The 18849-nt window shown below is 41.1% G+C and carries 4 protein-coding genes; all 4 read right to left on the bottom strand.

Annotated features, from left to right (window positions below; genetic code table 11):
- Positions 1-55: 55 nt before the first annotated feature.
- The 4 genes from I8752_RS01650 to I8752_RS01635 are packed head-to-tail and all read right to left on the bottom strand — an operon-like array spanning position 56 to position 18845.
- On the bottom strand, positions 56-4618 hold the full coding sequence (locus tag I8752_RS01650; RefSeq protein WP_214430588.1) for a non-ribosomal peptide synthetase: 4563 nt from the start codon (positions 4616-4618) through the stop codon (positions 56-58).
- Positions 4618-10701 (bottom strand): type I polyketide synthase, encoded by a 6084-nt coding sequence (locus I8752_RS01645; protein ID WP_214430587.1) that lies wholly within the window; start codon positions 10699-10701, stop codon positions 4618-4620. The genes I8752_RS01650 and I8752_RS01645 overlap by 1 nt, the downstream gene beginning before the upstream one ends.
- A 15-nt stretch (positions 10702-10716) precedes the next feature.
- On the bottom strand, positions 10717-14079 hold the full coding sequence (locus I8752_RS01640) for a non-ribosomal peptide synthetase (protein WP_214430586.1): 3363 nt from the start codon (positions 14077-14079) through the stop codon (positions 10717-10719).
- A complete protein-coding gene (locus tag I8752_RS01635) occupies positions 14076-18845 on the bottom strand; it encodes a type I polyketide synthase (RefSeq protein ID WP_214430585.1) in 4770 nt (1589 codons plus the stop codon). Before I8752_RS01635 ends, I8752_RS01640 begins: the two co-directional genes overlap by 4 nt.
- Positions 18846-18849 lie beyond the last annotated feature (4 nt).

Here is an 18849-nt window from a genome sequence, read left to right as displayed (position 1 = left end):
CTACTGTTTTTGTGAAAAATAGTTCTTCTTCCTGTCTGCGATCGCCTGATTAAAACTAAACATCTTTTTGCTTTGTTGCTGCTCGATGCTCTTTCCTAACTTGTTTGCGTCGCTGTACCGAAGCTGTTCTACTCTCCTGGGGGTAAGAATGTGGTAAAAAAGATGTTTCTTCGCTTGATTCCTGACTAAAATATTTAGCTAAGTGACTTATAGTCGGATATTCAAACATATCAATTAAGCTAAAATCTCGCTGAAATACTTTTTGTAACTTGCTATGAACTTGAATTAAGAGCAATGAATGACCGCCAAGTTCAAAGAAATTGTCATGAATTCCCACATCCCCAATATTTAGTATTTCTTGCCAGATACTAGCAATAGTTTTTTCTACCCCGGTTTGGGGTGGTTGATAAGCGGTTTCTAATTGAGGTCTTGTTGTATCAGGTGCTGGTAATGCTTGGCGATCGACTTTACCATTAGGTGTGAGAGGAAGTGCATCTAGCATCACAAACGCTGATGGCATCATGTAGTGCGGTAGCTTTGTCTCTAAATGCTGCCGTAATAGGGACACAACCTGAGTATTAGACATCTGCTGTAATGGAGTATTAACAAAATCACTCCAAGTTTGAGAGCTAATTGTTTTTCCAGTGCTAGGAGGAGCCACCACTATTGGCTTCATTTGTGATGCTACAGTGCGCTTTTTAAATACTACTTGGTATTGACCATCGATACTATCATCGAACCAACTAATATCCACGATATAAGGTAATTCTTCACTCAAAGCCCATAGTTCTTCAGGATCTACCCCGATTGTAACTATCTCCTGGAGAGCTTGGCGTAGCTCTCCAACATTTGCTAAACCTTCAGAGTTTTTGAGCAATTCCACAGCTTTAACATCTCCTAAGACACGAGCATTAGGTACATTAGTAATTCCTAAAATATCTGGCTCAGTCTCTATAAGTAATTGGCGAATAGATGGCAGTGTCAACTTAGCTTGTTGCCAATCTAACCATGAGATATCTACTGTAGGATAAACTTCATCTCCGACATGGATAATCACATCGTAGCGAAATTTAGTCAATTCATTATGAAAATGTCCGCGTTCCAGATGAATTTCCACATGACTAATCTTGGGCAAATGCTGTTTTAAAGCGATGAAAAAGGCTGGATCGAGAACTAACTGTTTCTCTGCAAATATTTGCTTTTGCACTTGTTGCTGTAAATTTGCTAGAGAAAGAGAGTCTGGTGCTTTATGTAGTTGAACAGATGTATGAAAAGCTTCTAACAAATTAAAATTGCGAACATCTCCTAAAAATATAAAGCCTCCAGGCTCTACTACATTTACAGCACCTTCCAAAACTTTTAATAAATAGTCAACACTGGGAAAATATTGGGCTACTGAGACTATGAATACAGCATCGAAAGTATCTGGACTCATCCCAGTGAAGTCATCTGCTGCTTTCTGAATGAAATTCACTCCTGACAAATCTTGCTCTAAGTTACTCAATTGTTGCTGGAGAATGTTGAGAGCGTTTTGCGAAATGTCAGTTGCACAGTATTGTATACAATGAGGAGCAAAGCGTAAGAGCATTAGACCGCTACCGCCACAACCAATTTCCAGTACTTTGGTTGGTTGTAAAGTTGAAATCCGCTCAACTGTTTGAGCCATCCACTCACGTACTTCTCGATCGGGAAGATGTAAACCCGTATAGCTACTTTCCCAACCTTTAATATAAAAACCCGACTGTTGCTCTGAGTCTAACTCGTTGTAGAGGGTATCAAAGACTGCTTGCCACTGCGAGGCTTGTTGAGTGTTTAAATCAACTGCTGAAGGCTGTCTTTTTACAATATCAGTATTAGCAACTACATAAGCCACTAACTGCTCATTATCTGACACATCTTTCCTCGAAATCACTGTAGCTTCCAGAACAGCTGGATGTTCGTTGATGACTGCTTCTATTTCCCCGATCTCAACACGGAAGCCCCTAATTTTTACTTGGTTATCAATACGACCATTGAATTCAAGTAGACCATCGCTGCGGTAGCGTACCCGATCGCCTGTTTTGTAAAGACGAGTATCTGTGTTGCTGAAAGGATTTGCTATAAACTTTTGCTGTGTTAGTTCTGGCTGGTGCAGATAGCCTCTAGCTACGCCAATTCCGCCAATGTACAATTCGCCCCAAACGCCAATGGGAACTGGTTGTAAATCAGGATCTAATACATAGGTTTGCATGTTGGCGATCGCTCGTCCAATCGGTACTTCTTTTTCTACCGTTGCCAAGTCGCAAACTGTCGCCACGACTGTAGTTTCTGTTGGCCCGTAGGTATTAATCAAACGTATGTGTGGTGCTTGCTGTCGCCAAGTATTAACTTTGTCTGGCAAGGCTTTTTCGCCACCAATAATTGCTAGACGCAGCGATTGTGGTAACTTTAATGCTGATGTTGCCAGTTCTGAAGTTAGTTGATGCCAAAAAGCAGTAGGTAGATCCAAAACCGATATGCAATGCTGTTGGCATTTTTCCACAAAAGCTGGTATGGAAGTCAGCATATTATCGGTTCGCAATACCAATGTCGCACCGCACAGCAAACAAGGAAAAATTTCTTCACAAGCAGCATCAAAGCTAATAGAAGCAAATTGCAAAATCCGGTCTTGCGATTGTATTTTGTACTCTGCGATCGCTGCTTGAACAAAGTTTACCAAAGATTGATGTTGGATTGTGACACCTTTAGGCGTACCAGTAGAACCTGATGTATAAATTACATAAGCTAGATTTCCTGGGCTAGTTTGATTTACAGGGTTTTGTGGGATTGCTGATTGCCAATGAATATCCTCGTCTAGGCAGATAACTTTCGCTGTATGTGCTGGTAACTTTGCCAGGAGATGCTGTTGCGTGAGTAATACAGTTATTTGAGCATCATTTAGCACCATTGACAATCGCTGCTGCGGATAAGTTGGATCGATGGGTACGTAGGCTCCCCCAGCTTTAAGAATAGCTAATAACCCGACGATCGTCTCAATTGAGCGCTGCGTGCAAAGTCCTACTAAAACTTCTGGTTTCACTCCTAGGAATTGCAACTGATGTGCCAATTGGTTAGCTTTTATATTCAGTTCCTGATAAGTTAGTTGTTTATCTTCAAAAATAATTGCTATAGCATTAGGTGTTTTTTCTACCTGCTCTAAGAATAATTCATGGATACATTTATCGTCAGAATACTCAACTTTTGTATTATTCCATTCTTGCAGTATTTGATAACTTTCTTTGGCAGTCAGCATCGGCAATTCCCGAAGTTTGCGTTCGGGGTTGGCAACAAAACCTTCTAGTAAGGTTTCTAAATGCCTTAGCATCCGGTTAATACTATCACTATCAAAGCGACGAATATCGTATGAAATAGATAGATTCAATAAATCAGATTTAGGCACTACCCCCACGGTAAGAGGATAGTTTGTCCAGTCAAAAAATGATTGAGATTCGCCTAATAACTGAGACTGAACAATTCCGATATTTTCAGCCAGCGTTTCTTGATTGTAATCTACTAATTCATTATCAAAAACTAAAATACTATCAAATAGTTGTAAACCACGAGGTATCTCACTCCATTGCTGAATTTTTAGCAACGGGCTATATTCATACTCACGCATCTCAACTTCTTGGGCTTGCAGATTTTTTAGCCAAGGTGTAAGCAAAGCGTTACTATCGACTTGTACTCTTAAAGGCAGTGTGTTGATAAAGAGTCCAACCATCGACTCTGCATCTGCTAGCGCCGTCGGTCGCCCTGAGGATGTAGATCCAAAAACTATATCTGACTCTTGGCTATAACGACTTAAAAGTAAAGCCCAAGCTCCTTTGATTACGATATTTAAGGTTAGTTGATATTTTCGAGCCAAGGATTTTAAGGCTGTTGTTAAATTTGCCGACAGCAAGACTTCTTGCCGTTGATAATCTGCTTTTAGCTCATCAAAGTTAGCAGAAGTATTACCTGTAATTATTGGTGTTGGTAATCTAAAACCTTTAAGTTTCTGCTGCCAAAAAGTTTCTGCTTTATCCAAGTCTTGCTGCTGTAACCAAGCAATATATTCTCTATAGGGGCGTGGACGCTCTAAATGTAAATCTTGTCCTTGGCAAAAAGCATAATAAAATTCATAAAATTCCTTCCATAACCAGTTTACAGACCATCCTTCCATTAATATGTGATGAAAGCTGAAAACAAATTCATAAGTGTCATCAGTTACTTGAATTAATGTTAGGCGAATTAAAGGAGCTTGAGAAAGTTCAAAGCCGCGATCGCCATCTGTTTTTAAGAATACTTGGAGTTGCTTTTGTTGCTCAGAGAAAGATAATTGTCGCCAGTCTTGAAATTCCCAAGGTAAGTCTACTTGCTGATGAACGACTTGATAAGGTTTATCAAGATTGTCCCAATAAAAGGATGTACGCAAAATTGGATGGCGGTCTACAACTCGCTGCCAAGCTTTCTGGAAGGCGATAACATTTAACTGAGTTTGCAAAGTGAAGCAAACCTGCTCGAAATATACCACCGAATTAGGTGCAGCCAGCTTGTGAAAAAGCATACCCTGCTGCATGGGAGAAAGTTCATATATATCTTCAATATTATTTTGTTTCATTAAGAATTACTCCTACCTAATTGACCAACTTGAGCCAGCAACTTACTCAAATTATCTTGATTTATATTTGCTGCTGTGAAGTCTGAAGGGGTGTACTCTACAGTTTCCAAAGATTGAGAATAGGTGACGATCGCTTTGAGGGATTTGACAAAATTAGCTGATAATTTTTCTATTGTCTCTAGTCGATGGATATTCCTGCTGTAGCACCAATCCAGTTGCAATTGACCTTCGACAACTGACGCAATTAGATGTAACTTATGAGGACGAGTTGCTTGCAGACTGCTGGCTGCTTCTGGTGATGATTCGCTCAATTGGAATAAAGAATTTTGAGGTAAACTTTTAGCAAGTTGACCAACATAAAGGAACATTACTTCTGCTGAAGGAAGCACTCGCATTTTTTCTCGAACTGCTGCATCTTTGTTTAGATAACGTAGCACTCCATAATCAATACCCTGACCAGAAATGCTACGCAGTTGCTCCTTAACAACTTTCAATGCATCGCCGGGATTGTCAGATTTCTGCAAATCTAAAAGTACGGGATAGGTAGTAGTAATCCAACCTACAGTTCTCGATATATCAACATTATCTATACCACTAGTACTGACTTCCCGCCCATTTTCTTCGAGGTCAACTAGAAGTGAATTTTCACCTGTCCATTCAGCAAAAGCTTGTACAAAAGCAGTCAGTAGAACTTCTTGTGTATTAGTTCGATAAGTTGCTGGAACTTCTTGAAGCAGAGCTTGAGTATCTTGAGTACTCAGCGTTACTGAAACAATTTGCTCTGATGCGACATTATTGATGTTACCAGAATAATCTCTTGGTAGAGAAACTTGCTTGTAGCGATCGCTCAACCAATAATTTTGGGCTTTCTCTAAATTTGTCTCCTTAGCATATTCCTCTAGCCGCAAAGCCCATTGTTTGTAAGAAGTTGTTTTTGGCGGCAGTTCAATTGCTTGACCCTGGCGAATTTGCTGATAAGCTGTTTGCAGATCCTCTACCAAGACTCGCCAAGAACCGGGATCTATTCCTAAGTGATGGACGATAATTAGCAAGCGGCTAGATTTACTTGCACCCAAGTTAAAAAGCGCCACCCGGATAATCGGCCCTGCTGACAGATTGAGGCTAGCTTGTAGTTGAGTAGTAGTTTTCTTGATTGCCAGTTCTTGAGCATCTGCTGACAATGCTGATAAATCTATATGTGTAAATGGTATCTCTTCATACCCAGCATTCACTGCTTGCCAGCCAGATTCAGAAGGTTTGAACCGCAAGCGCAAAGCATCATGATGTAATAATAATTGCTGCCATGCTTGTTTCAACACAGCTGGATCGATAGCTGCTGCGGCTTCTAAAAAAATCGATTGGTTCCAGTGGTGCGGTTCTGATATATTCCGTTCAAAAAACCTGTGCTGAATTGGTGTCAAGGGCAATGAACCAGTTACTAAACCTTGTTCGGCTTGAACTACTTGGGTTGTGCTTACCACTTCTGCTAGTTTGGCAATTGTCTGATGTTCAAATAATTGCTGAGGAGTTAACCGAAAACCTGCCTTAGCAGCTCTAGCACTGACTTGAATGCCAAGTACAGAGTCACCACCCAACTCAAAAAAGCTATCGTGGATGCCTACTTCCTTAATGCCAAGGAGTTCTTGCCAGATATTGGCGATCGCTTGCTCTACTTCACTTCTCGGAGCAACATAAGTATTATCTAAATTAGGTCTTAAATAAGCTGAAGCAGCACTGGTTTTTGCTATAAGTTGAGAATTTTGCCGAAATTCCAGTTGAATCCATCTGTTGATGCTAGTTTGCAAGTCTACAGTTGATGTGACTATCTGAGTTAACTGACTTGCACATAAGGCACGTTTAAAAACTTCCACACCTTCTTGGCGCGTCATCACAGAATCTGCGCCTTTTAATATCGCTGATTCCGAGGATTCTTGAGTAATCCAATCCCCATAATTAATGCTCAACCAAGGAATAAGACTTGTTTGATTGTGTTTGCGTACAAAAGCATCCGCGAATACGTGTGCTGCTGGATAGGCAGCCATACCCAGTACGCCTAAAACAGATGCTAATGACGATATAATTATGCAAAAATCAAGCTGTTTTCCCTGTAGTATTTTTTCTAATACCAATAATCCATAGCCTGTGGAGTGTAATTGAGTTTCACACTCCGTTTTACTTATCTGTTGAACAGAGTTGTACACTCTCACAGTTGCAGCATGAATGACACCATGAATCTCGCCAAAGCAATTTGATGCTTGAGTTATTACTGCTTGCATTTGTTCGAGATTGCCAACATCGGCGCGGCAAATCAAAACTTCAGCACCCAATCTTTCTAACGCTTGCACTTTTTTGATTTTGCGACTGATGTTGTCGTTTTGATCGTGAGTCGCTAGCCATTGCGACCATTCTTGTTTTGCAGGCACGGAACGCCCTGTAAGAATTAGCTTGACACGCGCTGTTTGGGCGAGATATTCAGCCAACACTAAACCAACATCTCCCAAGCCACCAGTAATTAAATATACTCCACCTTCTTTGATCGGAATTGTTTCTCGATTTGGTTCCTCAAGTTGCATTGGTTCAAAAGTTTGCACCCAACGATGTTTACCACGGTAAGCAACTATATTCTCAGATGCTGTTTGAGTGAGTTCTGTTACTAGTTGGTCTACGAGTTGATTTTTTTGGGGTATCCCTGAAGGAATGACTACATCAACGTGACGACAAGTGATATTGGGGTACTCTTGGGGAATCACCTTACAGATTCCCATGACAGTTGCCTTTTGAGGGCATAAATTTTCATCGCCGTTGACTTCTTGGATGTTGTTAGTTACTACCAAAATTTGGACATCGCTAACTTCTTGTTTTCCTAATGCCTGCGCCAAGAAAAGTAGACTATAAAAACCGTGATTTTGGCATTCTTCAAAGAACTGATGGGGTGATTCTGCCTGGGGATTAGGGTTGAGACTCCAAAAATGAGCGATCGCATTTAGTTGAAAATCCCGTAGTTCTTTGAGCAAGGTATCATAGTCACATTTAGCTTGGGGATTAATTACATAAGAGCGATCGCCTAACTTGCTAAACTGCTCTCCAACCCTCACGGTAATGACATCGTGCCCTTCTAATTCCAGTTTTTTGGTGACTTGCGAACCTATAGAGACAGTATCAATAAATACTAACCAACATAATTTTTGTGCTGATTTTGATGCGATGTGTGGAGAGCGTTTCCAAGAGGGAACGTAAAACCAGTCGGCAATATTTGCTTTTTTGTCTAATGTTTTTTGAGATAGTGCGGCCAAATTAGCTTCAGGATTGGCATCAATCCAGTAACGCTGGCGTTCAAAAGGATACGTCGGTAAGGGGATACGCTGGCGTTGTTCGCGGGCATAAAAATCAGACCAATCTACTTTTACCCCTGCTAACCACAAGCGACCCAATGTATTCATTAAAAAGGCGACATCTGACTGTTGCTCGTAGGAATGCCGCAGGGAGGGCAACATCACTGGCTTGGTATCGTCATTTTTCAGACATTGCAGCGCGAAACTACTCAATGCTTGACCGGGGCCAACTTCCAGTAAAATGGGATTGTCTTTTTGCCATAAATGTTGTATACCATCTGCAAAGCGTACTGCTTGGCAAAGGTGCTGCACCCAATAACTGGGGTCTGTTGCTTGGTCTGCTGTAATCCAAGTTCCCGTGACGTTAGATAAATAGGGAATTTTCGGGGGTTTGAGGCTGAATGTGTTAACTAAATTGTGAAAAGTCGGTGCGATCGCTTCCATCATTACAGAATGAAAAGCATGAGAAGTCTGCAAGCGCTTACCAACTAAACCTCGTGCGCTCAATTGTCGTTCCAATTCTGCAACAGCATCCGGGAAACCTGCAACCACACATAACGAAGATCCGTTGATTGCAGATATGGAAATGCGATCGCTCAATAGAGGTTGAATTTCTGACTCGGAAAGCCCAACTGCCAGCATTGCCCCGCTTGGTAACTCTTGAATCATTTGCGCTCTTTTAGCTACCAAAGTCAAAGCATCTTCAACAGATAAAACCTCCGCTAAAGTAGCCGCTACATATTCACCGATACTGTAGCCAATCATTGCCGTTGGACGAATTCCCCACGATATAAATAACTGAGCTAAAGCGTATTCAATGACGAAGATAGCAGGTTGGGTGAGAAAAGTTTGATTGAGTTTTTGAGCGGCTACATCTACTTGTTCGGTTCCTCGACCTAACATTTTTCGTAAATCTAGCCCAGCAGAGAAAGTATTTTGCTTGATATTCTCGCTGTTGCGATTGGGATACAACACATCTCGCAAATCTAAACCAAGATGCGGTTTGAGAAATTCACAGCATTGGTCAACACAAGCGCGAAATGTTGGCTCAGTTTGGTACAGTTCAACAGCCATATCAACGTAGTGAGTTCCCAGCCCCGAAAACATAAAGGCCACAGGGCGTTCTTGAGTTTTCTGAGTATTGGTAAAAACTCGCTTTGGTTCTTGAAGTGCGTTGATGGCATCTTGAATATCTCGGCAGACAACTGCACGCCGATAGTCGAAAGTTCTCCGCCCAACCTGCAACGTATAAGCCACATCAGCGAGGTTTAAATCGGGACATTCTCGCAAATAATTAGCAAGATTTGTTGTAGCCATTTCCAACGCCGATTCTGTTTTAGCAGAAAGAACCAACAATTGATATTCTCTCGCTTGCCCCCCCGCTCCTGTGCCCCCCTGCTCCTCTGCTCCCCTGCTCCTCTGCTCCACAATCGGCGCTTCTTCGAGAATCACATGTACATTGGTTCCCCCTAGTCCAAAGGAACTAACTCCCGCACGCCGGGGGATGCCATTTGTCTGCCATTCTGAAAGTGTGGTATTGACGTAGAAAGGACTATTGGCAAAATCAATTTCGGGATTGGGCTGCTCAAAGTGTAAGCTTGGGGGTATTTGTTTATGCTTGAGGGCTAGAACGGTTTTGATTAATCCCGTCACACCAGCCGCAGTATCCAAATGTCCAATGTTGGTTTTGACGGAACCAATGGCACAGAATCCTTTATTTTGCGTGCTAGCGCGAAAAGCTTGTGTCAGGGCAGCAATTTCAATGGGATCTCCTAAAGCTGTTCCTGTACCATGAGTTTCAATGTAAGTGATAGTTTCCGGTTCAACTTCGGCTACTATTTGGGCTGTTCTAATTACTTTTGCTTGGGTATCGATGCGGGGTGCTGTATAGCTGACTTTTAATGAACCATCATTATTAATAGCCGAACCTTTGATGATGGCATGAATTGTGTCGCGATCGCTCAAAGCATCTTCTAATCGCTTCAACACTACAATGCCCACACCCTCACCGCCCACAGATCCCTGTGCCTTAGCATCAAAAGCACGGCAGTGTCCGTCAGCAGATAATATCCCCCCTTCTGCGTACATGTATCCGTCTTTTCTGGATGCATTGATCGCAACACCACCAGCTAAGGCGATATCGCATTCGCCATTGAGTAAGCTTTGACAAGCCAAGTGGACGGCAACTAATGAAGTCGAGCAAGCAGTTTGTACTGCGTAACTTGGCCCCTCTAAGTTGAGTTTGTAAGAAACACGAGTGGTTAAAAAATCTTTATTACCTGCAAGAACGAGTTGCTGAGGATCGATAGAGTTGATAATATTTGGATTTAAATAAATATTAAGTAAATAGGTATTCAGACCAGAGCCAGCATAAACACCAATAGCGCCTTGATAATTTTGGGAATCATATCCAGCATTTTCCAAAGCTGACCAAGCACACTCTAGAAAAATTCGGTGTTGTGGGTCTGTAATTTCTGCTTCTCTGGGATTGAAGCCAAAAAACTCTGCGTCAAATAACTCTGCGTCTTCTAATATAGCTTGTGCTTTGACATAGTTAGGGTCGTTTAATAGAGATGAACTTATACCTATTGATAATAATTCTTCGTCAGTAAAAAAAGAAATTGATTCCCTTCCATTTTGGAGATTATCCCAAAATTCATCAATATTTTTAGCTTCAGGAAAACGCCCTGATAAGCCGATAATTGCTATTTCTGAACCATTGAAAGAATTTGCTGGTGTGGTAATACTCATAATCTGGAAGAATTTTTAAATATTTTCAATAGATTTAAGTTTTTGTAGCCGCTTTCTTTGTTGAGCTTTCCCATCCGCAATTTTTTCGGTAATAATATTCATATCAGAAAATGTTTGTTGATTTGTAACTTGATTTAAATAATTTGTTAAAGATTTGATAGTCGGATATCTAAATAAGTCGAGGACAGATAAATCTTGCTGAAATACTTCGCGTAATTTGCTATGAACTCGAACCAAAAGCAATGAATGACCGCCGAGTTCAAAGAAGTTATCATGAATTCCTATCTCTTCAACTTGCAGTACTTCTTGCCAAATCTCAGCAATAGTTTTTTCAATTTCAGTTTGCGGCGGCTGATAAGCTGCCTCCAATTCTGGACGCGCTGTATCAGGTGCAGGCAAAGCCTTGCGATCGCATTTACCATTCGCTGTCAGGGGTAATGCCTCTAGCAATACAAAAGCTGCTGGCATCATGTAGCTTGGTAACTTTGACTCTAGGAAGTGACGCAATTCAGAAATTACCAGTGTTTGCTCGGTTTGCGGGACTACATACGCTACTATTCGTTGAGATGCTACCACAACAACAGTTTCGCGCACTGCTGGATGTTGGCTAGCGATCGCTTCAATTTCTCCCAATTCAATACGAAAGCCGCGAATCTTCACCTGATCGTCAATACGTCCTAAGTACTCAATGTCTCCATTGGGCAGATAACGCGCCAAATCACCAGTTTTATACAGGCGTGCATTTGGTTTATCGCTAAAGGGATGAGGAATAAATCTTTGGGTTGTTAATTCTGGTCGATTTAAATAACCTCGTGCCACACCAGCACCACCAACGTACATCTCACCCTTGACTCCAATCGGTACTAGTTGCTGATATTGGTCTAATAAATAAACTTGCAAGTCAGGAATGGGACGACCGATAATACTTCCCAATCCTACTTCTAAGTCTGCCTTTGTCAGCGGACGATAGGTAACGTGTACGGTTGTTTCTGTAATACCGTACATATTAACTAACTGCGGCAAGGCATCGCCATGACGCTCAAACCAAGGTCTTAAGCTTTCTAGTTGCAGTGCTTCTCCACCAAAGATGACTAATCGTAGATTTAGCTGTTTGCTAGTTGCTAATTCTTCTACTTGTATGAGTTGAGAAAAAGCGGAAGGCGTTTGGTTGAGTACTGTTACTTGCTGTGTTACCAATAATTGATAAAAGTCTTCGGGCGAACGACTTAGCCAGTAAGGTACTATGACTAGTTTCCCGCCATACAGCAAAGCACCCCAGAGTTCCCAAACGGAAAAATCAAAGGCTATGGAATGGAACAGTGTCCAGACATCATCTCGATTGAATTTATACCAATGTTCTGTTGCTGCCAACAAACGAGCCACATTGCTGTGATTGACTAATACGCCCTTGGGTTGTCCTGTTGAGCCGGATGTATAGATGATATAAGCTAAGTTATCAGTTGTACATTCATTGATTGGGTTTTGTTGGCTTTGCTGAGTTATACTTTCCCAGTCAGTATCTAAAACAACATTGGTCTGATGTGGCGGTAAGTTTTCTATTAGGTGCTGCTGTGTTAAGAGTACTGAAACTTGAGCATCCTGCAAGATAAAAGCTAAACGTTCTGGTGGATATGCGGGATCTAGTGGTACGTATGCACCACCTGCTTTGAGGATAGCTAAGATTCCAATAATTGTATAGAGCGATGCCTTCGGCAACGTCTTCGACGAACGCTCTACATAAATTCCTACCAGTACTTCTGGTTTTACTCCCAAAGTCCGTAGGTAGTGCGCTAATTGGTTGGCTTTGGCGTTGAGTTGGCGATAGGTTAACTGTTCATCTTCAAATACTACTGCTACTGCGTCGGGTGTTTTCTCAACTTGCGCTTCTAATAATTCATGAATACATTGCTTTTGAGGATACGCAACTTCTGTATTATTCCACTCCAACAGCAATTGATGTTTTTCAGATTCTGTTAGTAGTGATAATTCTGAAAGTCGTAACTCTGGATTAGCAACAATACTTTTGAGCAAGGTCTGGAAATGTCCAGCCATCCGCTTGATAGTATTTTCTTGGAATAAATCTGTATTAAACTCCAGATTGGCAAAAAGTTTTCCTGCTGTTTCTGTTATTTCTAAAGTTAAATCAAATTTGGTACTACCATTATCAATTGCCAAGGGACTGATAGTTAAACCAGGCAACTCTAAAACTGATATTGGTGTATTCTGAAACACAAACATCACTTGAAATATTGGTGTATAGCTCAAGTTTCGTTGTGGTTGCAGTTCTTCTACTAGCTGTTCAAAAGGTAAATCTTGATGAGCGTAAGCTTCTAATGCTACCTTTCGCACGCGAGTTAATAACTCTACAAAAGTTGGATTCCCGACTAAATTAGTTCGCAGGGTAATTGTATTCGCAAAAAAACCAATTAATCCTTCTAACTCTGTACGATTGCGGTTGGCGATCGGCGAACCAACCACAATGTCTTCACTACCCGTATAACGCCATAGCAGTGTTTGAAAGACTGCTAACACAGTCATAAATAAAGTAATTTCATGCTGCTGGCTCAATTTATTTAAGGCTATATATAACTCATTTGATAACTCAAATGAATAAGTAGCACCTCGAAAACTTCCAACAGCGGGCCGTGGGTAGTCAGTGGGTAAATCTAATAATTTTGGTGCGCCTTCTAACTGTTTTTTCCAATAAGATATCTGTGATTGTAAAACCTCTCCTTGTAGCCATTTTTGCTGCCAATTTGTAAAGTCTACATACTGTATTGACAGTTCTGAAAATGGAGACGGTTGCCCTTTTGAGAATGCTTCGTAAAGTGCTGCGACTTCTTTAATCAATACTCCCACTGACCAACCATCAGAGATAATATGGTGCATTGCGAACACCAAAATGTGTTCTGTTTCTTTCAACCGCAGTAAAGTAGCTCTTAATAATGGAGCTTGGCTCAAATTGAAGGGTTGCTGTATTTCTTGTATAACTAAGTTTTTAATTTCAGCTTCTTCCTCAACATCAGATGTTTCAATATTGATAATAGGTAAATCTAAGCTTAAAGTAGGAAGAATTATCTGAACGGGTTTTTCTGCTATAAGTCCGAAAGTAGAACGCAAAACTTCATGGCGGCGAACGATTTCATTAAAAGTTTGCAATAATGCAGCTCGATTAATGATACCGGTAAGACGCAAAGCTGCCCAGATGTGATTAGCAAAGTTTCCAGGTTGTAATCGATCTATAAACCAAAGTCTCTGTTGAGCAAAAGACATGGGGAAAATTTGAGGCTGGCTCACCTTTTCTTGAAGGAGTTTTGCCAAAACTTCACGTTTTTTTTCTGGTGAAAGTCCAGCTAGATTTTCGTGAATATTGGTCATGAGCTAGCCTCCTTTTCTAATAAAATCTGATTCAGCAATAACTCAACTTCTTGATTTGAAATCTCATCGATATTTGCCAACATCTGTTGAGCGTTACTCCGCTCTACTCTGGTAATCGTATTGATATTATCTTCTGCGAAATTTCGTCTTTGTTCAACTATCAATGCTTGCTCGATAATAGTGGGTATTTCAAAGAGGCTATGTAGTGGCAGTTCTATGTCGAATTTATGTAGTCGAGAAATGATTTGAGTAGCTAATAATGAATCTCCTCCTAATTCCAAAAAGTTATCATAAATGCCGATTTGTTGAATTCCTAAGATTTGTTGCCAGACTTGAGCAAGAGTTGCTTCAATTTCATTGCGAGGAGCAACATAATCATTGCGTAGATGAGGACGGGGATGGTGTTGAGAAAGACCTGTTGACGCTAATTTATCTTCTAAAACTGTTAATTCTATTTCCAAATACTTGGAAGATTGATTATGCTCAATTAAAACTGAGAAATCTTGTGTAGATATAATAACATGAGGTAAATTACTCCCCAAAATGCGATTAAAAGCATCAGCCCCTTCTTGAGGTAATATTCCTTTTTTTCGCTCTTCTTCCCTGATCTGTTTGATTTTATCTGGTACAACAGTCTCTACCGCCATACCTACTTCTTGCCAATTATCCCAGTTAATTGATATTGTTAATAGCCCATATTTATCAGTGTTATTATATGCTAATGCATCCAAAAATGCATTAGCTGCACAATAATCTACCTGTCCAAATTCACCTAAAATAGAGGTTTGGGACGAACAAAGTACCAAGAAATCTAAATTGATATTTTGCAGAACTTGCTTTAATACTATTGTTCCTTTAACTTTTGGTGCTAGTACGTTATTTGCTATATTTGGAGTTTTGAGTTGGATGATACCGCCACCAGCAATACCAGCTGCATGAATTACACCGTTAATGCAACCGAATTTTTCTACTGACTGAGTAATTACAGCTTGCATTTGTTCGGAACTAGTCACATCGGCGCTAATTACCAATACTTCTGCACCAAAGGTTTCCAATAATTGCAGTTTACGAATTATCTGGCTAACTCTATCTTCTTCATCATGAGTTACCAACCATTCTTGCCAATTATTTTTTTCAGGGATACTCTTTCTTCCCACTAAAACTAATCTAGCTTGCACTGTTTTTGCTAGATGTTCTGCTAATACTAAACCAATGCCACCTAACCCACCAGTAATTAAATAAACTCCTCCCTGTTTTAATTTAGTTTTATTGGCTATATTCTGTTCTAAACGCACAGGCTCGAAGGATTGAATCCAGCGATGATTTCCACGGTAGGCAACTATGTCATTAATTTGCTCTGCTGTAAATTCTGCGAGCAGATTGTCTAAAATTTGTGGTTGTAGAGTTTTGGAAGACGAAATTATTATATCAATAGTACAGCAATTAATATTTGAATATTCTTTAGGAATTACTTTACACGGGCCTAATATGGTTGCCTTAGAGGGGCATAATTTTTCTTCGCCAGTAATATCATATAAATTACTGGTGACAACCATTATTTTCAAATCATTGCTGACATTTTGTCTTCCTAACGCCTGTGCTAAAAAAAGCAGGCTCCAGAAACCGAGATATTGATAATCTTCATGTTTGTCTAGCTCTTGAGCGGATAAAATATCCTTGGGAGTAACGCTCCAAAAATGAGCAATTCTTTGGGGAATCCAATTTTGTTGGTGTAGTGTTTGGAGCAAGCGATCGCAGTCATCGCTTTGTTGGGGATTGATTGCATAGGTACAGTCGCTAAGTTTGGCAAATTTATCTGCAACTTGAACGACAATTACATCTTGACCTTGTTGCTTGAGTTTTTCAGCAATTTCTGCTCCTATTCCATAGGTATCGACAAACACTAACCAAGAGAACTTTTGTTCTACTAGTTTTTCCTTTTGGTTTAGCTCAAGCGGTGTCGATTCTCGCCAGCGAGGAATGTAAAACCAGTCAGCAATTTCTCGCTTTTTATCTAAATTTTTGGGCGACATCATCGCCAGAGTTGCATTTCGATTTACCTCAATCCAGTAACGTTGGCGCTCAAAAGGATAAGTAGGTAAGGGTATGCGATGACGCTTTTGGTTTGCATAAAAACCTGACCAGTCAATTTTAACTCCTGCTGACCACAGCTGACCCAAAGTGTCAAGTAAAAACGCGATATCTGATTGTTGCTCTTGAGGATGCCGTATAGAAGTTAGTACAATCGCTTCATCTGTTTGATGTTTTGCCAAACTACTGAGCGTCCTTCCCGGCCCGACTTCTAACAATATTCGTGGCTGGCGAAGCAATTCACTTATTCCGTGACTGAAGCGTACTGGTTGCCTCAAATGCTTTGCCCAATAGTTAGGATTTGTTGCTTCGGCTGCGGTAATCCAAGTGCCGCTAACATTGGACACAAACGGAATTTGCGGGGGATTGAGTTTGATTTTTTGTAACGACTGGGTGAAAGTCTCAATGATGGGTGACATCATTTGTGAATGAAAGGCATGGGAAGTATGCAAACGCCGACAGCTGACACCTAGTTGTTGGAGCTTTTGTTGCAATCGGTCAATTGCTGCTTCGGAACCGGATACTACGCAGGAAGAAGGTGCATTGCTTGCAGCCAGAGAAACTTCCTTTTCTAACAGTTGTTGTACTTCTTGTTCTGGAAGCTGAATAGAGAGCATAGCACCAGTTGGCATTTGCTGCATGAGTTTGCCGCGGGTGGCAGCGATCGCTAAAGCATCTTCTAGGGAGAAAACTCCAGCTATGGTTGCAGCTACATACTCTCCGATACTGTGACCAATCATCGCTTCAGGTTGCACGCCCCACGCCATCCATAACTTGGCTAAAGCGTATTCAATGACAAACAGTGCTGGTTGAGTAATTGCTGTTTGCTGCAACTTTTGTGTTGCGGTTAAAGCTTCTGCTTCGCTGGGGTAGAGAACTTGACGCAGGTCTAAATCCAACAGAGGTTTGAGCAGTTCGCAGCAGTAATCAACTTGCTCTCTAAATACGCTTTCACTCTCGTATAATTCCCGACCCATATTCACATATTGCGTACCCTGCCCGGAAAACATAAACACTACAGAGCAATTGCAAGGTTCTTGGTAATGGGTGAAAGCTCTTTGAGGGTCTTGCAGTGCCTTGATTGCATCTTCTCGGTCTTGGCAAATTACCATACGGCGATGATTGAAAATCCAGCGACCCACTTGCAAAGTATGAGCAACATCAGCGAGATTTAAATCTGGATACTCTCGCAAGTGATTAGCTAAATTCTCTGTAGCAGTTTCTAGCGCCGATTCCGTTTTGGCAGAAAGAACTAATAATTGATACTTTCTCCCCTGCTCACGCCAGTTGCTACAACGGAGGGAACCTCCGCAACGCACTGGCTCCCCTGCTCCCCTGCTCCCCTGCCCCTCTACAATTGGTGCTTCTTCTAAAATTACATGGGCATTTGTCCCGCCAAAACCAAAGGAACTCACACCCGCACGGCGAGGAGTGCCATTAGTTTTCCACTCAGATAGTGCATTGTTGACATAAAAAGGACTGTTAGTAAAATCTATCTGAGGATTTGGTTCTTCAAAATTCAAGCTAGGCGGTATTTGTTTGTGTTTCAGAGCTAAGACAGTTTTAATTAGACCTGCAATTCCAGCAGCTTCGTCCAAATGTCCAATATTGGTTTTTACAGAACCAATTGCACAAAAGCCTTTTTTGGGAGTTTTGCTGCGAAAAGCTTGTGTCAGTGCGGCAACTTCAACCGGATCTCCAAGAGTTGTTCCAGTTCCGTGAGCTTCTATATAGGTGATTGTTTCGGGTTCCACCTCAGCCATCATTTGAGCTGCTCTAATCGCCTTTGCTTGGCCGTGAATGCTGGGTGCAGTATAGCTAACTTTATTCGCGCCATCATTGTTAATCGCAGAACCTTTGATAACTGCATGGATGCAATCACCATCTGCGATCGCTTCCTCTAAACGTTTTAAGACTACAATACCTAAACCCCTTCCTCTAACAGTTCCCTTGGCCTTGGCATCAAAAGCACGACAATGCCCATCAGGAGATTCAATTCCTTCTTGCTGATATACATAACCAACTGCTTGGGATATTGAAACTCCTCCAGCCAAAGCAATATCACATTCGCCACTAAGCAAACTTTGACAGGCTAAATGCAAAGCAACTAATGAACTCGAACAGGTGGTTTGAACTCCATAACTCGGCCCCTGCAAGTTTAATTTATAAGAAGTAAGTGTAGTAATGTAAGCTGGGGAGATACCTTTTTCTATTTGTTTATCGCCAACAGAGGCTACAATATCGGAATTTGAATAAATATTTAATAAATAACCGCCAAAATTAGTACCAGCATAAACTCCAATTGGCTGATTGTAAGCTTCGCAACTGTAGCCAGCATTTTCAAGTGCCGTCCAGGCGTATTCTAAAAAGAAACGCATTGCAGGGTCCATGATTTCAGCTTCTCTAGGGCTGATGCCAAAAAATGCAGCATCAAATAAATCTACGCCTTCAACTACACCCTGTGCTTTAACATAATTAGGGTCTGCAATCAGGGCAGCATCTACACCTAAATTTTTTAACTCTTCATCAGTGAAAGAATGAATTGACTCGATTCCGTCTCGGAGATTTTGCCAAAATTGCTCGATATTTTGAGCTTTAGGGAAACAGCCACTCAGACCGATAATAGCTATTTCTAATCCTGTTTTCTCGTTTAAATAATTTACTGGGATTTCCATTAGA

The organism is Dendronalium phyllosphericum CENA369, from assembly GCF_016056275.1.
GTDB lineage: Bacteria > Cyanobacteriota > Cyanobacteriia > Cyanobacteriales > Nostocaceae > Dendronalium > Dendronalium phyllosphericum.
Note: the sequence above shows the minus strand (reverse complement) of the source record. Positions and strands in the feature narration are given on the sequence as shown.